This is a genomic window from Colwellia sp. 6_MG-2023 (assembly GCF_030547765.1).
Classification (GTDB): domain Bacteria; phylum Pseudomonadota; class Gammaproteobacteria; order Enterobacterales; family Alteromonadaceae; genus Colwellia.
In genome coordinates this window covers 22737-42561 of record NZ_JAUOPP010000015.1, presented here as the reverse complement: position 1 = coordinate 42561, position 19825 = coordinate 22737, and the positions used below count along the sequence as shown (strand labels likewise).

Sequence of the window (19825 nt, the reverse complement as noted above, 5' to 3'; positions counted from 1 at the left end):
AGGCGACTATGGAAAAACTACGAATAGGTGAATTTGATATATTACCAGGCGAACAAAGAAAAATTGAATTACCCGTTGCTAAGTTATACACCGATGCCAACGTATCTTTGCCGGTACATATTATACGTTCGAAAAAACCAGGCCCTACTATTTTTGTAAGTGCAGCAGTGCATGGAGATGAACTTAACGGCATTGAAATTATTCGACGCTTAATTAAGCAGAAAAAATTTAAAATAATCAAAGGTACGGTTATCGCTGTACCAATGGTAAATGTTTATGGCGTGGTGAATCAAAGTCGCTATATGCCAGATCGCCGCGATCTTAATCGCTGCTTTCCTGGCTCAGCGAAAGGATCCTTAGCCGGCAGAGTTGCCTATATTTTTCTGAATGAAATTGTTAAACATTGTGATTATGGTATTGATTTGCATACAGGCGCTATTCATCGTTCAAATTTACCACAAATCAGAGCAGATATGTCTGATATTGAAACCAAAGAATTAGCAGAAGTGTTTGGCGTACCAGTAATACTTAACTCTAATTTAGTGGATGGCTCACTACGTGAATCCGCCGTTAAAAATAAAACTAAAATTTTATTATACGAAGCCGGTGAAGCGCTGCGTTTTGATGAGTTTTCAATAAGAGCAGGTATGAAAGGCATTTTAAATGTTCTACAACACTTAGGAATGACAAGAAAGTCTCTTTCTAAAAAGAAAAGATTAGCCCCTTTTATTGCTAACGGTAGTCAATGGGTTAGAGCCAATGCCAGTGGTATTGTGCACAACATAGTGAATTTAGGTGACCAAATCACTAAAGGTCAAATATTAGCTGAAATTGGTAGTCCTTACGGTGAAGTTATTGATGCTGTTAAAGCAACACGTTCAGGGATCCTAATTGGAAAACAAAACATTCCTCTTGTACAAGAAGGTGAAGCCATGTTCCATATTGCTTACTTCAGTGAAGATGATGAAGATATAGCTGAACAAATTGAAAATGTTCAAGAATTATTATTACCAGAAAACAATGGAACGAATTGAGGGTTAAGATGAGTAACAACAAAACAATTATTGGCCGCTTAGAGTCAATTGCATTACCCGAACTTGCAATTAATGATTTACAAGTTAGGGTCGACACTGGTGCTAAAACATCATCACTACATGTAGATAATATAACGAAGATAGTTAAAAACGGCAAAAAATGCGTCACCTTTGACATTCACCCTGATGCACATAATGTTAATAGTATTGTTAACTGTACCGCACCAATAAGCGATATTAGAAAGATAAAATCGTCGAATGGTACGGCTGAACAACGATATGTAATAGAAACAACGGTAACGCTTGGCACAGAAACATGGCCAATAGAAATCACCTTAACGGATCGTTCAGATATGAGTTATTTAATGCTTTTTGGCAGAGAAGCCATTGGTAAACGCTTTTTGGTTGATCCGTCTAAAGTTTTTATTCACTCATAACAACATCATTAATGCGCTATGTAGGTTATACAACAAAGAGTAACAAATAATGACATTTGAAAAAATTGTAGCTTTTCTCAATACATCCATTATTTCAATTGAAAATCAGCCTATTACTATGGGAGATATTTTATTAATCCCATTATTACTGATAATAGGCGTTTATTTAACAAAATGGTTTGTAAAAAGAATAACCAAACAATTAACAACACAACACACTGATCCTAATATCATTCATTTATTGAGACGAATATTTTATATTATTGCAATAACGATAATAATTATTACTATTTTGGATCTTATTAATGTGCCTATCACTGCATTTGCTTTCTTATCCGGAGCTATTGCGATAGGTTTTGGTTTTGGCGCACAAAATATTATTAATAACTTTATTAGTGGTTGGATCCTCATGTGGGAACGCCCAATTCGTATTGGTGATTTTTTAGAAATTGAAGATGCAAAAGGGATTGTTGAAGAAATTAACACTCGTTCAACTCGCATTAAACGTGTCGATGGGGTTCATATGCTAATCCCGAACAGTAAATTAATAGAAAATACGGTTATCAACTGGACCCTTGTCGATCGATTAGTACGAACAACAGTCAGAGTGGGCGTGGCATATGGCTCACCAGTTAAAAAAGTAGCTGACTTAATATTACAAGCAACAGTTGAACAAGAAGAAATATTATCAACTCCCAACCCTTCAGTAACCTTTGAAGACTTTGGTGATAATGCGCTAATTTTTGATATTAACTTTTGGATTAACTCTAATGTTGAAGGCGGCTTAAGAAGAGCAAGAAGTAATGTTAGGTTTCGTTTAGCAGAATTATTTGAAGAACATAATATTGTCGTGGCTTACCCACAAAGAGATGTCCACTTAGACGGTTCAATAACCTTACTCCCACCTGAAGAAAGTAAGCTAAAACTATAGTTAACTTACTATCTGCGTATCATTGTGTTAGTTCTGCATGGAACCAACATAATGATACGCATTAAGTTTAATCTTTAGAGACTAAAGCTAGACTTTTTTGTTCAAACCACAAGTACATAAAATCTTGTGTTAGTTTCTGCTCTATCTCTAAGGCTTGCTCAGTGGGACAGAAGATAGTGAAAAGGACTTCAGTATCACCAATTTCTGATGTTGCAATTTGAATATGAGGCTCAGGTCCCGCAATATTAATTTCAAGACGGTTTTCTATTAGTTGGTTATAACGAATAGCGACATCTTTAAAATCATCACAATATAAATTAGCTTTCTCATTTAACTGCTCAATAAACTCAAAAGGATTAACACTATCATCTCTTACAATCGTAAAATGATGCATAGCATAACGCTTTAAAAAGTTCAGATTCTTTATTACTGACGTTACCATTAAACTATTAGGTAAATACAAGGTTTTACCCGTATATTGGTAATCATCTTTGTTAACTTCCAATAATGTTAACTTCGCCCAATCAGTAGAATGGACTTCACCAAAATAATTACCTATTTGTATCCAATCACCAATTCGAAAAGGCCGACTAGAAATAAGATAAAGAAAACCGATAAAACATTGAATGAATTCTCTTGTTGCTAGCACAATGGCGACAACGAAAGCCGCAATAGAAAAAGCGAACTTTTGAATTTCATGTGACCAAGTATTAAAAAGGGCCACTATAATTAATAAAGTAAATATATTATTTACCATATTAATTTTTATTTTCTTATCGCTTTTATCACTTTTAGATTTATGCTTAATCGTTTTAATTAATAATTTTTTCAAAAGAAAAAACATCAAAAATAAAACCACTGTGAAAACAAATTTATTGTCAAAAATTAACGCATGCAATGTAGATAAATTAAATGTAGAAAAAAACTCATTCATAGTGATATATAAGATGCCTTAACGGGTCATGGAATATTAGATATATTACCTAATAGTCGCTGGATACTCAGCTGCTTTATTCTACATCATTGCGGGGGATGAAATAAACAAGCATAGTAGTAAAAATAAAATAACAATTCCATCAACACTTCTTTTTTTTTGTTTCATTTTTTGCAGAAATAAAGTTTACGATGAGGCGCATTGTAATCAGTTATAGATAAGAATCAAACACAATAATTTATTGGTTATAATCAATTTTTTTATAAAACAGCATAAAATCATTTATAATTTTATGCTGTTCTTTAATGAGTATACGAGGAAGGTTTACGGTAAATAAAACTGTGTAATTAACGGCCAAACATACCGCCGCCACCGCCCATACCGCCTGGTGGCATCATACCTTGCATTGACCGCATCATTTTCTTCATGCCGCCTTTACCTGATACTTTTTTCATCATTTTTTGCATTTGCGTAAACTGTTTAAGCAACTTATTTACATCTTGAATTTGTGTACCTGAACCTGCTGCAATACGACGCTTACGAGAACCTTTAATAATATCAGGACGTTCACGCTCGCCTGGTGTCATTGAATTAATAATAGCTTCCATACGAATGGTTAGCTTATCATCCATTTGATCTTTGATCTTATCAGACATATTACCCATACCAGGTAATTTATCCATCATTCCCATCATGCCACCCATGCTTTTCATTTGCACAAGTTGGTCACGGAAATCTTCTAAACTAAAGCCTTTACCACTTTTAACTTTTTTCGCTAATTGTTCTGCTTTCTTTTTATCAACCTTTTGTTCAACTTCTTCTATTAGTGATAGAACATCGCCCATTCCTAATATGCGAGAAGCTATTCTATCTGGATGAAATGGCTCTAACGCTTCAATTTTCTCACCAACACCCATAAATTTAATAGGTTTGCCAGTAATATGACGAATAGATAACGCTGCACCTCCGCGAGCATCACCATCCGTTTTGGTTAAAATAACACCTGTTAATGGTAAGGCATCATTAAACGCTTTAGCCGTATTCGCTGCATCTTGCCCGGTCATTGCATCAACAGTAAATAATGTTTCAATTGGATTAATCGCCGCATGAAGTGCTTTGATTTCGTCCATCATGCTTTCATCTACATGTAAACGACCTGCCGTATCGACAATAACAACATCAAAAAAGTTTTTCTTAGCGTGATCTATCGCCGCATTAGCGATACTAATAGGTTTTTGTGTAATATCACTTGGAAAAAAGCCAACATTTATTTCTGTCGCTAATGTTTCAAGCTGTTTAATAGCTGCTGGGCGATATACATCGGCGCTTACTACCAGTACTTTTTTCTTTTCACGTTCTGTTAAAAATTTTGCTAATTTAGCAACAGAGGTTGTTTTACCCGCACCTTGTAAACCAGCCATTAAAACAATAGCAGGTGGCGCCGCTTTTAAATTTAGGTTTTCATTAATGCCACCCATGGCAAGTTCAAGTTCTTTTTGAACAATTTTAACGAATACTTGCCCAGGCGTAAGGCTTTTAGAAACATCAACACCTACAGCTTGTTCTTTAACTTTAGCAACAAATTCTCTGATAACAGGTAACGCGACATCGGCTTCAAGTAAAGCCATGCGAACTTCGCGTAATGTATCTTTTATATTATCTTCGGTTAAGCGACCACGGCCACTAATATTTTTAAGGGTTTTACCCAATCGATCAGAAAGATTTTCAAACATGAATAACTCTAGTAGCGCTCTTTATAGCGAAAAATGTGAAAATTAATACTGCTATTATACCCGTGATTAAATCATTGTCGAGATCAGCATCATTTGCCTCTAATATAAGCCTACTTAGCCATTGAAAACTTCTCCATTGATAAAAGCGTGATATAATCTAACTTGTCGATTTCATCTTAATTTTCATGGCTATAATTATGGAACACCTATCGTATTTTATTAATAATTTTATTGACCTCAGTGCAGAAGCAAGCCCTTGGTTATTACTGGGCTTATTAATAGCAGGTTTAATGAAGGCTTGGGTACCAAGTGAAATATTAAGTAAACATCTCGGTAGAGGAAAATCAGCCGTAGTCAAAGCCGCCTTAATCGGTGCGCCATTACCTTTATGCTCTTGTGGCGTTATTCCTGTAGCGGCTGAATTAAGGCGCAGTGGTGCTTCAGCGCCAGCAACAGCGTCTTTTTTAGTAGCAACACCTGAAACGGGTATTGACTCGGTATCAGTATCTTATGCGCTACTCGGGCCTGTTTTTGCCATTTATCGCCCGTTGGCCGCAATCATGTCTGCTATTATTACCGGCTTACTGGTCGCAACAATTAAAGATGAAAAAATAAAAAAACCAACCACTGAAAATAAAAAGAGCACAAGCTGCTGTACCAGCCCTGCGCAACCAGAGCCTGTAACCAAACCAATCACAAGCAGTTGCTGTAGTAGTAAAAAAATGGAGGCAAGTCTCACACCAACACCAAGCTCTTGCTGTTCAACACCTCCCTCTTCTTCCACTGTAGCAATAGATACGATTACTGAACCAGCAAAGCCTCTTATATCAAAGCGCTTTGTTGAGAAAACCAAAACTGGTGTTTATTATGCATCAACACAATTAATTGACGACATTATTATTTGGTTAGTTGTAGGGCTTGTTTTTGCCACTATTATTCGTACTTTTTTACCCAACGAATTTTTACTTAGTTATGGCAGCGGTTTACCCGCAATGTTATTGATGATTGCGATATCAATTCCTATGTATATTTGTGCAACAGCTTCCACCCCTATTGCTGCAGGATTTATCATGGCAGGATTATCGCCCGGTACCGCATTAGTATTTATGATGGCAGGACCCGCTACTAATATATCCACTTTAGGTGTTATTAAAAGTGAAATGGGTAGCGCTGTTTTAACACGATATTTATTAGGTGTGGCTTTATCGGCTATTGGTTTTGCCCTGATACTCGATTATAGTTTGAGTTTTTTTGCGGTTAGTATTACTGATCAAATGGCGCATTCACATGAAATGCTCCCACAATGGTTTGGTTTAACTTGCGCGGCATTAATCGCCTTATTAGCAATTAAACCACTACGAAAGTTAATATTTTAATTTTAATCTAAATCAAGCAAAGTAATAATTGTCATGGTAGTTAACGTTTTATCTGATAGAATTAATGAAGTTATATTTAGTGTCTTTAGGAGTTTAAATTAGTGGATTTTCAGGTTATTGGTTCAGGCTTGGCGTTTATCGCCTACTTGCTAGCCACTATGGCAATTATATCTCGCTTATTTCACCCTAACGGACCTAACATTGGACAAGTGTTAATATTAGCAATAACGGCTATCACTATTCACTTGTTTAACGATAGTCAATTATTTTTTACCCAAAATGGTATTAACTTCAGTCTCCCTAATGTTATTTCTTTAGTAAGCCTAATTATTACTATCACCATTTCAATTGTCGCATTACGAGTAAAGGTAAATCTATTACTTCCTGTTATCTACGGTTTTGCAGGTATTTGGCAGCTTGTGAGAACTTTTATTCCTACCACTGAATCAATCCCATTAGTGGCGAATAAAGTTATTTTAATTAGCCATATAAGTATCGCTTTAATTGCTTATTGTATTTTAATTATTGCCACTTTATATGCCTTCCAAGTAACTTATATTAACTTTAAATTAAAAAGAAAAAACCTAACGGCAGTGGCGCATCTTCCTCCATTAATGCAAGTCGAAAAACAACTATTTACTATTTTAGTTGTTGGCGCAATCTGTTTATTTACCAGTGAGCTTATTGGTTTCATTTTTTTAGAGGGCTTTTTCGCGAAAGCAAATATACACAAAACAGTTCTATCTCTTCTAGCATTACTATTGTACTCAGTGATTTTAGTTGGCCACCATATACAAGGCTGGCGAGGTCATCGTATATTAGTACTTATGGTTACGGCTAGTACGTTATTAACTTTGTCATACTTCGGTAGTCGATTCGTTAAAGAGTTTCTGCTATCTTAATTTTTTACTAAATATTCTTATTATATTATTGAAGGACTTCCTTTTTGGATAACATATCAACTCAGATGCTATTTATTATTCTTGGCATACTGATCCTTATATCTGCTTATTTTTCTAGTTCAGAAACAGGTATGATGTCGCTCAACCGCTATAGACTAAGGCATCTTGAAAAAGAAAAACACAAAGGGGCTAAACGGGTCAGCGATCTTCTAAAACGCCCTGACAGACTGATTGGCTTAATTTTAATTGGCAATAACTTAGTCAATATAGCTGCATCAGCTATAGCAACAATTATAGCGTTAAGGTTATCGCATGAACTGGGGATATCAGAAGATATCAGTGTTTTAATAGCCACGGTTATCTTGACTTTAGTGGTCTTAATTTTTGCCGAAGTAACCCCTAAAACACTCGCAGCTTTATACCCAGAACAAATTGCTTTTCCTAGCTCAATATTTTTAACCTTACTATTAAAGTTATTGCTACCGCTGGTTGTCAGCGTTAATTGGATTACTAATGGCATATTAATGTTATTAGGTATCAGTTCAGAGCAACGAGAACAACACAGTTTAAGCAGTGAAGAGCTACGTACTGTAGTAAATGAATCTGGCGCATTATTACACGAACGAGATCAAAGCATGCTAATGAGCATACTCGATCTTGAAAAAGTAAGTGTTGACGACATAATGATCCCACGAAGTGAATTAGTTGGCATAGATGTTAATGAAGACTGGAAAAGAATTCAAAAGCAACTAACGCAGGCAAATCACACACGGGTATTATTATATCGTGACAATATAGATGATGTAGTTGGCTATATCCACGCCCGTGATGCATTAAAACTATTGTCAAAAAGCCAATATACTAAAGCAACCTTATTACGTGCTGTACGTGAGCTTTATTTTATTCCTGAGGGTACACCGCTAAATATCCAACTATTAAAATTTCAACATGCTAAAGAACGTTTAGGCTTGGTTGTTGATGAATATGGTGATATTCAGGGCTTAGTGACTTTAGAAGATATTCTGGAAGAAATTGTTGGTGACTTCACCACAACTCAAACGCCAACGCCAAGTGATGTAGTTACTTTACAACCTGACGGTAGTTACTTAGTAAAAGGTAATGCCAGTATACGAGACGTAAATAAAGAAATGTCATGGCAATTACCAACAGATGGCCCAAAAACACTTAATGGTATGATAATTGAGCATTTAGAAGATATTCCACAAAATAACATTAGCGTTCGTATTGCTGGCTATCCAATAGAAATAGTTGACGCTTCAGAAAATAGAATTAATACCGTAAGAGTAATGCCTGAATATTTCGTTGATGAAGAAATAGATGAAGAATAGCCAATCAAGCAATCTACTTTAAGTTTATCTTAAAGTAGATTAAATCTATCAACAGTTAAAAAAGTTAATCACAATGTTATCCACAAGCAACTTAATGAAAATAGCTTTCCACAATTTCTGTGGATAACAAGGTCAAAGCCTATTAATTACAGCTTTTAACTATTTCAACAAATTTTTAAGAAAAAAACACACTTTTTTAATAAAAATAAAAACGTCTAGCTTTAAGCCATATAAGTCGTGGTTTAGCTAAAAAAATTCATAAAAATAATAAAATGGCAAGGCTTTTAAACAAGGATTTTATTATTTTTATCTTCTAGAGAATAACTTCTCAACGTAAATATCCAGCAAGTGAAATACATCAATTATTGTTATTTAGCCAAAGAATAATCGCCATAGCCAGCCATGATTTAATTCTTCTTCACAACTTTTTAATTGAGAAGAATAACGGCGAGAACGATTGTCTACTTTACGAGCAACGCCCACTAACCACGACTTCTTTTTATAACTTTTACGCTTAAAACCACCCCAGCCTTCATGATAATTCAAGTATTGGTTATAGGCATCCCACTTTGAAACACCATTAATTTTTTGTGTTTTAAAAATAAACCACCCCATAAAATCAATCGCGTCTTCAAAATCATCACGATCAGCTCCTGAGTTATTCGTTTCTCTAGTATAATCATTCCATGTCATTGTTTTAGCTTGTGAGTAACCATAAGCAGTACTCACTCTACCCCAAGGGATGAAGCCAAGTAAATAGTCTCTAGGAGGTAAGGCATTATGTTTAAAAGAGCTTTCTTGGTACATCATACTCATAGGCACATGAATGGGCACGCCCCAACGCTCTCGCGCGTCTTTAGCAGCAAAATACCAATCACGATGCTCTCGAAAGATCTCGCAAATATTTTCAGGGTTTTGGGGAGGAGGTGTCGCACAACTTGACAACAACAATATACTAGCCAAAGTAATGCAAGAGAGTTTAGCAGTAAGCATAAAATATAAAGTGGCACTTAAACGTAAAAAATAATGAATACAATAGTGCCAGATTTTTAACGGTTTAGCATTATTAACCCACCCTTTTCAATATTAACAAATAAATTGAACTATATCGTAATAAGTCACTCTTACTTAATAGTAATGTTATTCCCTTAATGTTTTATAGTGTTTCATGTTTTTATGCATCTATTTTTATAGATGCATTTTTTTTGCCTACAGATCAGTGACTATATTCAAAGATGACTAGTGATTAATGTTATTTCTGCCCTTTTTAAATAAACTTCATCTTTCTACAAAATAAAATGAACTATATCGCAAGAACATACTCTTACTTAACAGTAATGTTATTCCCTTAATGTTTTATAGTGTTTCATGTTTTTATGCATCTATTCTTATAGATGCATTTTTTTTGCCTGCAGATCAGTGATTGATATTTAGGTAAAAATAACACTAATGTTATTTCCCTCTCTCTATTAGATAAGTTTCATTTTTTTATACATTTATTCTTATAGATATATTTTTTGCCTGCAGAGCAGTGACTATATTTAAGTAAAAAGAACACTAATGTTATTTCCCTCTTTCTATTAGATAAGTTTCATTTTTTTATACATCTATTTCTATAGACGTATTTTTTACGTGAAGAAAGGAGATTATTGATATGTTCAAGCGCAATCTAATGAGAAATACAATGTATTAACTCGTGTTTAAATGCGCCTAAATGGTTAACTTTACTGAGTGACTAAAGTTAATTGACTAAAATGAAGTTATTAACGTTAATTAATTAAAGTTTCGCAATTACCGCTTTTATATTATCGACGAGCGCTTTATTTGTTAATTGTCCGCTTTCTACATCAAAATTATCATAAAAGTTTGGTACTGAAATAGCTCCTTTTAAATCGGCGGCAAAGTGAGGCGCTGAGCCCTGAGCTGCCGACAATACAGTTGCAGCGCCACCCGGCCCTGGTGATGTTGCCAACATAATAACCGGCTTGTTTTGAAATACTTGTCTATTAATGCGAGACGTCCAATCAAAAAGGTTCTTATAAGCTGCGGCATAAGAGCCGTTATGTTCAGCAAAAGAGATTACAATAACATCTGCCTCTCCAAGCTTTTGATAAAAAGCTTTTGCAAGCGCAGGTTGCCCTAACTCTTTTTCTCTATCTTCACTAAACAGAGGAATTTCATAATCATTTATATCAAGTAGTTCTACTTGCGCTCCCTCAATTTGTTTAGCGACATAATTGGCTAACTGCTTATTAATAGAGTTTTTACTAGTTGTTGCTGCGAATGCGAGTACTTTCATTATCATTTCCTATCTTTTATCTTATTGGATGGTTACACTTTAAATTATTATCATTTGATTATTAATATTGTTTTTGTGGACATATTATTTCCAAATGACATTTAATTGATTCACGATTGACTCACATTAAAAATAATTTTTAATTTAACAGGAACATATCATGGCAATTAAAAATAAATTATTCGATGGCATGATTGTTTTTTTTCATGTAGTAAAGTCGGGCAGCTTTACCTTAGCCGCAGATATTACCGGTCACTCCACTTCCTACATTAGTAAAGAAGTTAATAAACTAGAAGCTCGTCTAGGTATTCGTTTGTTACATAGAACAACGCGATCATTGAGCTTAACGCAAGAAGGTGAATTATACTTTCAACTCTGCCAACAAATTATTGAAGATGCAGAGCAAGCAGAAAATGCCATTGTCGGTAATCAATCAGAGCCTAGCGGTAAACTTAGAATCAGCTGCCCAATTTCTTATGGTTTATCTAACCTTAGTCCAGTATTGAGCCAATTTACTGAAAAATATCAAAAAGTGCAGCTAGAATTGGAGCTTAATGACAGAAAAGTTGACCTTATTTCTGATGGCTTTGATTTAGTCATAAGAGCCACAGTACAACTTGAAGACTCTAGCTTAATTAGCCGCAGAATTACTCAGTCAGAAGCTTTAGTATTAGCATCCCCAAATTACCTAGCTAAACACGGTATACCTGAGCACCCTTATGATTTAACACGACATAAAATAATCACCTACAGCAATTCAAAGCAGCCCAATATTTGGTTATTTCACGATAATAATGGCGCAGCAATTCAAGTAAATGTTGAAAGTCATGTACTAACCAATAATGCCTCATTAGAAATAGCCTTAGGTGTTGCTGGCCAAGGCATAATTCGCGTACCACGTTTTGCATTGAAAGATGAAATGGAAACCGGCACATTAGTTGAAGTTTTCTCTGATTGGCCTAAACCCGCAATAGGCGTTTATATGGTTTACCCAAGTAGAAAACATATGTCAGCAAAAGTGCGAAGTTTTATCGACTTTATTATAGAAACTTTAGGCGATTAAAATAAACGTTACGTAAACTTGAAAAAAGTAGATTTGCTACAAGCTCATGCTCTGCTAAACATACACTATTTTATCACATGCTTACCTTCTTACTTATTTTCTTACTTACCCTCTGGTTTCCCCGTAAAGTATCATGACTAAAAAAGCGTTTGTCTTTCTCGGCAAACAAAATAAAACAAAGGGTTGCTATAAATGAAGCGCTATATTAAATTTCAGCAATAAAATACTGCGAGTAGAATAAATGTTAAAAATTAAAAAATTCATGCTGTTACCGCTTATCGCTTATAGCGCCATGAGCAATGCTGAAATTAGAAGCGTACACTGCCCTTTAGGCTGCCCTAGTTTAGAGATAGTAAATAACGATGTTGTATTTAATCATACTTACGCATTAAGCAATAATCCAAAAACAAAGTTTGCCGATTGGGTTGCTTATGAAGTCGATGTAGCTAACTTTGGTGATAGCCCAGGTCGAAATTGGGGAAATGACAAGCTAGTAGACGATGATGAATCATTAGAAGAGCCGGACTATAAAGGTGCATTTAAGTTATTAAAAACAGACCGTGGTCATCAGGCACCTCTCGCTAGCTTTGCAGGACATAAAAACTGGACAGAGCTAAACTACCTGTCTAATATCACGCCTCAAAAGTCAGCGTTAAACCAAGGAGCATGGGTTGCATTAGAAATTGCTGTTCGTAATGCCGTAAGTTTTAGAAACTCACTTTATGTGATCACAGGTACTTTATATTCAAAAGAAGAACAGCCATTACCCGGAGCAGATGAATCGCACGTCATTCCATCTTCATACTTTAAAATAATCTACGACTTAAAAGGTAATGCCGCGAGTTTCATCTTTGATCAAGACTTGCCAAGAAAAGCGGATTATTGCCAGCAAAAAACGAATAATAAGGCGCTAAAAGCAGAAATACCATTTGCTATCCCAAGCTTTACTGACTCAATAGAAATATTGAAAAGACTCGGTTGCTAGGTTTATCCGAAGCTATATAGAAGTTAATTAGTCTCGAATATTAACGGGAGAAAAAGCAAGCTATCATTCTCCCGCTTAACATACGTTAATGACTTACCGTTTTTGAAAGTACATTAATGATAACAACGCCGGCTAAAATAAAACACATACCGATAATAGCCGGTAAATCGGGCACTTGTTTATATACAACTGCACTTATTGCTGTAATTAAAACAATTCCCATGCCAGCCCAAATAGCATAAGCGATACCAACAGGAACCGTTTTGAGCACTAAAGATAAAAAATAGAAAGCAACGACATATCCAATAACACATAGAGTACTGAACGTTGCATGAGTAAAATTATCTGACGCTTTAAGTGCTAATGTTGCGACAACTTCGGCACAAATCGCTATTGCCAAATACCAATATCCCATACTCAATCCTTCTATAAACATATTAAGCCTACTTCAGTAGCAAGCTATTAAACTACAATTGTCAAAATAAAGTTATCAAAAAAAATTAGCAAAGTACCAGCATTAACCTCATAGCCTTAATCGATATGGCGACAAAGACGTTACTTATTACTTTATGAAGTAGCAACTTGAGTAACCGCTTCAATAACAGCTAACTATACTCCCTGTTACACCCTCAACATATTATTATCACGAAAGATAAGGGACGCTAGGGCCTTTAACCTAATAATTGTAATAATCGTGAGGTAAACTACAAAAAATCTATATTTTTTTATATTACATTTACTTAAGCTATATAATTAGCGATAGAAAACTCTACCAACCCCCTTTATACAGGACCGACCATGGCAAACCATAAAATACCAAGTGAAATTTTCATGAAAAAAACGATTGCGTTAGCAGTTAGTGGAGCATTTATTGCGACTTCAAGTTTAACAAGTGTATCTGCCTTTGCACAAAGTGAAACAGCTGAAAATTTAGAAGTTATTACGGTAACCGCACGTAAGAAAACTGAGTCTATTCAAGATATTCCAGGCGTTGTCAATGTACTAAATAGAAAACAACTTAGAGCGAATGGTACTGGCGATGCAGAATCTTTAGCCCTTAATACACCAGGCGTAGTTTACAGTGAAACTTACGCCGGCGCTTCATCACCTAGAATCACTATTCGAGGCGTTGGTGACGATGATTTCAACCCTAATGGCTCAGCATCTGCAGCTATTCACGTAAATGGTATTTATCAAGGCACGAACGGATTGTTAAATGGTCAGTACTTTGATATTGACAGAGTTGAAGTATTAAAAGGACCACAAGGTACCTTGTATGGTCGTAATGCGACCGCTGGTGCGGTAAACATTATCAGTAAACGTCCAGGCGTTGATTTTGGTGGTTACCTTGATTTAGACATAGGTAACTTTGGTAGCTATCGTGGTGAAGGCGCTGTTGATATTCCAATTTCAGATGTGCTACTTGTGAGAATCGCAGGTATGTATGAAACATCTGATGGTTTTTACGAACATTTAGGTACCGGTCCAGGAACTGATTTTTCTTATGCGCCAGGTACTATTGACGCACAAGAAAATGTAGCTGCTCAAGGGAGTTGGGGCGGAGCCGATAAGCAATCTGCTCGTATTACGGTAGAGTGGGAAGCATCTGATGAAACCATAGTCACGACAAGACTTACTTTTGGTCAAGATAAAAGCGAATTAGCTATTCCTGATGTTACTTCTGATAACTGGGCTGAATATAGTCTATCAGACGCTTTTTTCCTTAACCCACAAGATCCTGCCTTAATTGAATTTGCTAACGCGCTTGATAACGACCCTTTCACTGTTTATTCAAATGTGTTGCCTGAATTAGATTCTGAGCAAGTAGGCCTAAATATACAAGTTGATCATAATTTTGCCTCTGGCACTACAGGAACGGTTATTTTGGGTTACGAAACGCTTGATCGTAACTATGAAACAGCTGATAACTTACCATTTTCGGTTGCTGATTATTTATTTAGAAATGAGTTTACGCAGTTTACTGTTGAAACTAGACTTGCCGGTACCTATGACAACAACATTGGTTGGTTAGTAGGTGCTTTCGCGCTGCAAGATGAAATTGATTTTGGCACTAACTTACGTTTCTTGAATTCTGGTTTATGGCAAACTGATGTTCAAACTGATTATATTCAAGAGCGTGAGTCTTTAGGTGTTTTTGCTTCATCAGATTGGTCACCAGTAGATTGGTTTACATTAGAAGCGGGTATACGCTATTCGTCAGACGATGTTACTTTTAAAGGGCGAACTCAAAACCTTGACCCTTATGGTGTTTATGGTACAGCACCAACATTCTTCCCAGCGGGTGATGTTTATATTGGCGTTCCTATCGATCCTAACTCACCGTTATTATTTGATCAGTCACTTGATGACAGTAAAGTAACATGGAAACTAAGCAGTATATTTTCACCAACAAAAGAATTGCGACTATATGCGACTGTTAGCACTGGCTATAAAGCAGGTGGTTTTGATGGTTCAACGATATTAACGCCTGAAGAAGCGCTACCAATTGATTCAGAAACCTTAGTTGCGTATGAAGTTGGTTCTAAATACCGCACGAAAGATGGACTTTTTTCTGCTGAAGGAAACTTGTTCTATTATGATTTTGAAGACTACCAATCAACAGCTAAGTTAATTGTTGCGGGTGCAAGTACTAATGTGCGCGCAAATGTGTCTGATGCAACGATTAAAGGTGCAGAAATTGCCTTTACTTTAACGCCTTTTGAAGGATTAGATCTTAGAGCTGCAGGCTCTTTTATTTCATCTGAAATTAATAACTTCCAAGGTGAAGATGCTGCAATAGAAGGTAATGATTTACCTTTCTCTCCTGATGTTTCGTGGAACGTAGCGGCGATCTATGCGGTAGTACTAAACGAACAATTTACCTTACGAACTCAACTTGATGCGAGTAGCACAGGTGAACACTTCCAGACAATTGATAACAATGACTTAGTTGAGTCTTACGTTGTAACTAATGCACGTATGGCTTTAGAAACTGAAGATTGGGAAGTAGCATTATGGGTTAGAAACTTAGCGGATAAAGACTACAACGTAGGCTATTTTCCAACAACAGGTTTAACACCAGACACGTTATTAAAAGGGTCACCACGTACATTTGGCGTAAACTTTTTAATGAACTTCTAAAGTACGTTTGCAAGGAGTTAATTAAGTAATGAATCAAGGAGTGATTCATTACTTTGTTCATTAAAGCGAGATGGAATACCGTTTCGCTTTATCAATAACTTCCTCATGTTAGCAACGCTAGCGATTAATGCCTGCCGTTAAGTTTAGACTTATTAGAATACACTTTGCTTACAGCAAAACCCTATGCCCTTGTTTTGCCATTATAAAATTCAAACCTAATTTATTATGTTGCTGTAATTGGCTTTGAACCACTGCACTCGCATCGACACCTTTTAATGTACTACTCTTTACATGACTAACAATCACTTTTGTACTTTTTAATATTGCAGGATCATCAAGTAAAGCAGACAAGCTCATTAACTCTTTCGTTAACCATTTAGGGGTTAAATGTCCATAAAGGTATTTGTCAGGGTGATTATCAGGAAAAGATGATTCTATTATAATGCCACGTAAATTTTTAGACTTAACTTGATCTGCAAGGTACTGCCATACTTTTTCAATTTTATTTTCTTTTTCTAACTCGTCTGGCCCCGTATCGCCAAAATACACCATAATATCTTTGTCATTTTCGATAACGAATGCAGTAGACTCTACGGGATGACTTAAGCTAAAGACGCTAACTTTTAATGATGTATCTGCTACCTCAACGTTTGTTGCTAAAGGTAAGTCGACCATTTGATATTTGTTTAAGCTAGGTGAATTACCTCGATTAGAAAAATTAGGCCACGCTTGCCAATTAAAGTAAGAGCTAATGATTGCTTTGTTAACCGACGGTAATGCGTATATAGGCTTAGCATTATCATCGGGAGAGACTACCAACAAGCCTGCAATATGATCTAAATGTCCATGACTTATCAAGTATCCTGCAATATGGTTACGTAAAATATTAATACTCGGCGTTAATTTTTGTTCAGTATCAATTTTAAGACCGCTAAAGGCATTTTGTTGTAGCGACTCCTCAATACCGTTTAATAAAGTCCCTGCATCAAGCGCAACATATTTATCGTCGGTTAAATCTCGAAGTAAAAAAGCACTTAAATTACCATCTCGTCCACCACCGGAATCCCCCAGTACAACAAGTTCAAAAACGGGTGCCCTTTCGGTATCAAGCTCTGTAGCGAATAAATGAAAAGAACAACAGGTGATAAGTAGTAAAACGAATGATTTTATAATGTTATACATAAAGGTATTTTAACCGAATGACTTTGCAAGAATTTTATTATTTCAAACATTTGATATTATGCAAGTTATTCTATTGCTCTTCGTTATGTTCCATCATTATTAAGCCACACAACAGAGCAACAGCAAATTAACTTTACGAGTAATTTTTCTAAAAATAATTAAGCTAATCCATACAAGTATATAGTTAATATATGAAAGAGGAGTTCTTGCTTTTAAATAAACTTATTCTTTCTACAAATAAATTGAACTTTATCGTAAGAAGTGACTCTTATTTAACAGTAATGTTATTTCCTTAATGTTTTATTAGTGTTTCATGTTTTTTATGCATCTATTCTTATAGATGCATTTTTTTTGCCTGAGAATCAATGATTCTATTCTGGTAAAAATAACACTAAAAGTGATTTCTAACTTTTTAAATAAATTTATTCTTCTACAAATAAATTGAACTTTATCGTAAGAAGTGACTCTTATTTAACAGTAATGTTATTTCCCTTAGTTAGTGTTTCATGTTTTTTTATGCATCTATTCTTATAGATGCATTTTTTTTGCTTGGAAATCGATGACTCTATTCGGGTAACAACAACAGTGAATGTTATTTCTAGTTTTCTATTAGATAAGCTTCATGTTTTTATAAATTTATTTTAATAGAAACAGTTTATTAGCGTTTTACTAATGAGGATTTAGATAAGAAAAAAGCGTACTATTGCTAGTACGCTTTTATTAGGTAATTGACTTAAGAGTATTAAATAACATTACTTATTTAAAACATTTATTTAAAGTAATTAACGAGGAAATCATCAAAACTTAAAGTATCACTTTCTTCAATAGCACGTTGTTTTTTATGTGATTGAGTTGCGCCATCAATAAAATATTGTTGTGAATAAAATTGATAATCACGAGCAATTGTTTCCTCACGGTATTTAGCTGCCAGAGTTAATGAATACTCAGTAAGACATTGCTCCCCCTCTACCATAAGAGATAAAATTTTGGCTGAAGGCGTTAATGTTGCATCATTAATTTTTGCCCTTTCTCTGATAATAGACTCTGAATACTGCTTTGTTTGATAAGCGCTGTCTAACAACAATGCCACCTTAGCCATATCATCAAAAAGCTCATTTCCCCATGTTGAAATAGATTTTAAGTGCACTTCTCCAGCACAATCTTGATCTGACAGCATTAATGTTGGATCACGACCTTTCAAGACCACATCATTCATATTATTTTCATAATGTTTTTGAGAGTCACAATCAAATTTATTATTTTCAATAAAAGCACAATAAGTGATAAAAATATCTAAAAAGTGTATTTGCTCCAGACTAATACCAGTATCAACAAACGGGTTTACATCAAGCGCTCTAACTTCAATATACTCAACTCCGCGTTCACGAAGTGCTTCGGAAGGTTTTTCTCCCGGTGCTATTATTTGTTTAGGGCGAATAGGCGCATATAATTCGTTTTCAATTTGTAAGATATTACTGTTCAACTGCTGATATTCGCCATCCACTTTTACGCCAATTTTGGCAAACTCTTCTGACTTTAATCCAATAGCATTTTGTACGCCATCAACATAATCATGCAGGTTATTATAACAAATTTGCAAACTAGACTGTTCACTACTTGTGTATCCTAGGTCACTCATACGTAACGATGTTGCATATTCTAAATACAAAGCACCACTTGACGTTTTTTTAAAGGGTAACTGTGGCGTTTTTCCTTGTAAAAAAGATTCACAAATAGCGGGTGAAGAACCGTACAAGTAAGGAATTAACCAACAATAACGTTTATAGTTTCTTAAAATTGAAAAGTATTGCTCGGAAATGAAATCTTTCATTGGCATATGTTCATTTCTATTTTGAGCGGTACGTATTACTTCCCAGAACCCCTCTGAAAATGAAACATTAAAATGAATACCGGCAATCACTTGCATCATAGAGCCGTAACGGTTTTTTAACCCTTGACGGTAAACTGTTTTCATTTTGCCGATATTAGAATGACCATATTGTGCCAAAGGCACTTTATTAGCGTCGTCAACAAAACAAGGCATACTCATTGGCCACAGTAATTCACCATCAATATTATCAAAGGTATACTTTTGAATATCTTGTAATTGGGCGATAGCCATCTCAGGCGAGTGACTTACTGGTGTAATGAACTCTAGTAAGGTTTCTGAGTAATCAGTGGTTATTTCACCATGTGTTAATGCTGAGCCTAATTCATGATAGTGACCATGTTCAGACAATTTTCCTTCAGGCAATACTCTTAATGCTTCACGTTCAATACCACGACCAATGCCGGCGAGTGTTTTAAAGTTTTCGTTTTGATTGAAAACGTTAATATAGTCGTTCAAAGATAATGTCAAAATAATTCCTAACGATGGTAAATAAATTCACCTTATTTAATCCTCTATAAATAAGGTGTTTTTATTATTTTTCAAGTTAATATTAGATTTAAGCTAATCT

Annotated in this window: 16 protein-coding genes; 9 read left to right on the top strand and 7 right to left on the bottom strand. The window is 35.3% G+C overall.

Annotation, left to right across the window (positions count from 1 at the left end; genetic code table 11):
• Positions 1-8: 8 nt before the first annotated feature.
• The 3 genes from Q4503_RS10885 to Q4503_RS10875 are packed head-to-tail and all read left to right on the top strand — an operon-like array spanning position 9 to position 2402.
• Complete coding sequence (locus Q4503_RS10885) at positions 9-1034, top strand: succinylglutamate desuccinylase/aspartoacylase family protein (RefSeq protein ID WP_215971933.1); 1026 nt, start codon at positions 9-11, stop codon at positions 1032-1034.
• Positions 1035-1042: 8 nt separating this feature from the next.
• Positions 1043-1471 carry an ATP-dependent zinc protease gene (locus Q4503_RS10880; RefSeq protein ID WP_215971932.1) on the top strand — a complete coding sequence of 143 codons (429 nt, stop codon included), beginning with the start codon at positions 1043-1045 and terminating at the stop codon, positions 1469-1471.
• A 49-nt stretch (positions 1472-1520) separates the two neighbouring features.
• Positions 1521-2402, top strand: a complete 882-nt coding sequence (locus Q4503_RS10875) for a mechanosensitive ion channel family protein (protein ID WP_303602265.1) — start codon at positions 1521-1523, stop codon at positions 2400-2402.
• 67 nt (positions 2403-2469) lie between these two features.
• Here the strand turns inward: Q4503_RS10875 and Q4503_RS10870 are convergent, their stop codons facing one another.
• The gene (locus tag Q4503_RS10870) at positions 2470-3336 is read right to left on the bottom strand and encodes a mechanosensitive ion channel family protein (protein ID WP_215971930.1); all 867 of its coding nucleotides are present in this window, start codon (positions 3334-3336) and stop codon (positions 2470-2472) included.
• Positions 3337-3683: 347 nt separating this feature from the next.
• Positions 3684-5069, bottom strand: a complete 1386-nt coding sequence (gene ffh, locus Q4503_RS10865; RefSeq protein WP_215971929.1) for a signal recognition particle protein — start codon at positions 5067-5069, stop codon at positions 3684-3686.
• A gap of 197 nt (positions 5070-5266) precedes the next feature.
• Here ffh and Q4503_RS10860 point away from each other — a divergent pair, with 197 nt between their 5' ends.
• The 3 genes from Q4503_RS10860 (at position 5267) to Q4503_RS10850 (ending at position 8696) form a co-directional block, all read left to right on the top strand.
• Positions 5267-6445 carry an SO_0444 family Cu/Zn efflux transporter gene (locus tag Q4503_RS10860; protein WP_303602264.1) on the top strand — a complete coding sequence of 393 codons (1179 nt, stop codon included), beginning with the start codon at positions 5267-5269 and terminating at the stop codon, positions 6443-6445.
• A gap of 101 nt (positions 6446-6546) precedes the next feature.
• Positions 6547-7347: an inner membrane protein YpjD gene (locus Q4503_RS10855; protein ID WP_303602263.1), complete on the top strand. Its 801-nt coding sequence runs from the start codon at positions 6547-6549 to the stop codon at positions 7345-7347.
• A gap of 44 nt (positions 7348-7391) precedes the next feature.
• Complete coding sequence (locus Q4503_RS10850) at positions 7392-8696, top strand: HlyC/CorC family transporter (protein ID WP_215971926.1); 1305 nt, start codon at positions 7392-7394, stop codon at positions 8694-8696.
• A 372-nt stretch (positions 8697-9068) separates the two neighbouring features.
• Here Q4503_RS10850 and Q4503_RS10845 read toward each other — a convergent pair whose 3' ends face one another.
• A complete protein-coding gene (locus Q4503_RS10845; RefSeq protein ID WP_215971925.1) occupies positions 9069-9689 on the bottom strand; it encodes a hypothetical protein in 621 nt (206 codons plus the stop codon).
• Positions 9690-10473: 784 nt separating this feature from the next.
• Positions 10474-10995 (bottom strand): NADPH-dependent FMN reductase, encoded by a 522-nt coding sequence (locus tag Q4503_RS10840; RefSeq protein ID WP_303602262.1) that lies wholly within the window; start codon positions 10993-10995, stop codon positions 10474-10476.
• Positions 10996-11155: 160 nt separating this feature from the next.
• On the opposite strand from Q4503_RS10840, the gene Q4503_RS10835 reads away from it, so the two are divergent.
• Both Q4503_RS10835 and Q4503_RS10830 read left to right on the top strand, forming a co-directional pair.
• Positions 11156-12058 carry a LysR family transcriptional regulator gene (locus tag Q4503_RS10835; RefSeq protein ID WP_303602261.1) on the top strand — a complete coding sequence of 301 codons (903 nt, stop codon included), beginning with the start codon at positions 11156-11158 and terminating at the stop codon, positions 12056-12058.
• 241 nt (positions 12059-12299) lie between these two features.
• The gene (locus Q4503_RS10830; protein ID WP_303602260.1) at positions 12300-13043 is read left to right on the top strand and encodes a DNA/RNA non-specific endonuclease; all 744 of its coding nucleotides are present in this window, start codon (positions 12300-12302) and stop codon (positions 13041-13043) included.
• Positions 13044-13128: 85 nt separating this feature from the next.
• Here the strand turns inward: Q4503_RS10830 and Q4503_RS10825 are convergent, their stop codons facing one another.
• Positions 13129-13458: a multidrug efflux SMR transporter gene (locus tag Q4503_RS10825; protein ID WP_215971962.1), complete on the bottom strand. Its 330-nt coding sequence runs from the start codon at positions 13456-13458 to the stop codon at positions 13129-13131.
• Positions 13459-13841: 383 nt separating this feature from the next.
• Between Q4503_RS10825 and Q4503_RS10820 the strand changes: the two genes are divergently transcribed.
• Positions 13842-16184: a TonB-dependent receptor gene (locus tag Q4503_RS10820; protein ID WP_303602259.1), complete on the top strand. Its 2343-nt coding sequence runs from the start codon at positions 13842-13844 to the stop codon at positions 16182-16184.
• 168 nt (positions 16185-16352) lie between these two features.
• On the opposite strand, the gene Q4503_RS10815 is transcribed toward Q4503_RS10820, so the two are convergent.
• Positions 16353-17366: an MBL fold metallo-hydrolase gene (locus Q4503_RS10815; RefSeq protein ID WP_303602258.1), complete on the bottom strand. Its 1014-nt coding sequence runs from the start codon at positions 17364-17366 to the stop codon at positions 16353-16355.
• 769 nt (positions 17367-18135) lie between these two features.
• Positions 18136-19725 (bottom strand): glutamate--cysteine ligase, encoded by a 1590-nt coding sequence (gene gshA, locus Q4503_RS10810; RefSeq protein ID WP_303602257.1) that lies wholly within the window; start codon positions 19723-19725, stop codon positions 18136-18138.
• Positions 19726-19825 lie beyond the last annotated feature (100 nt).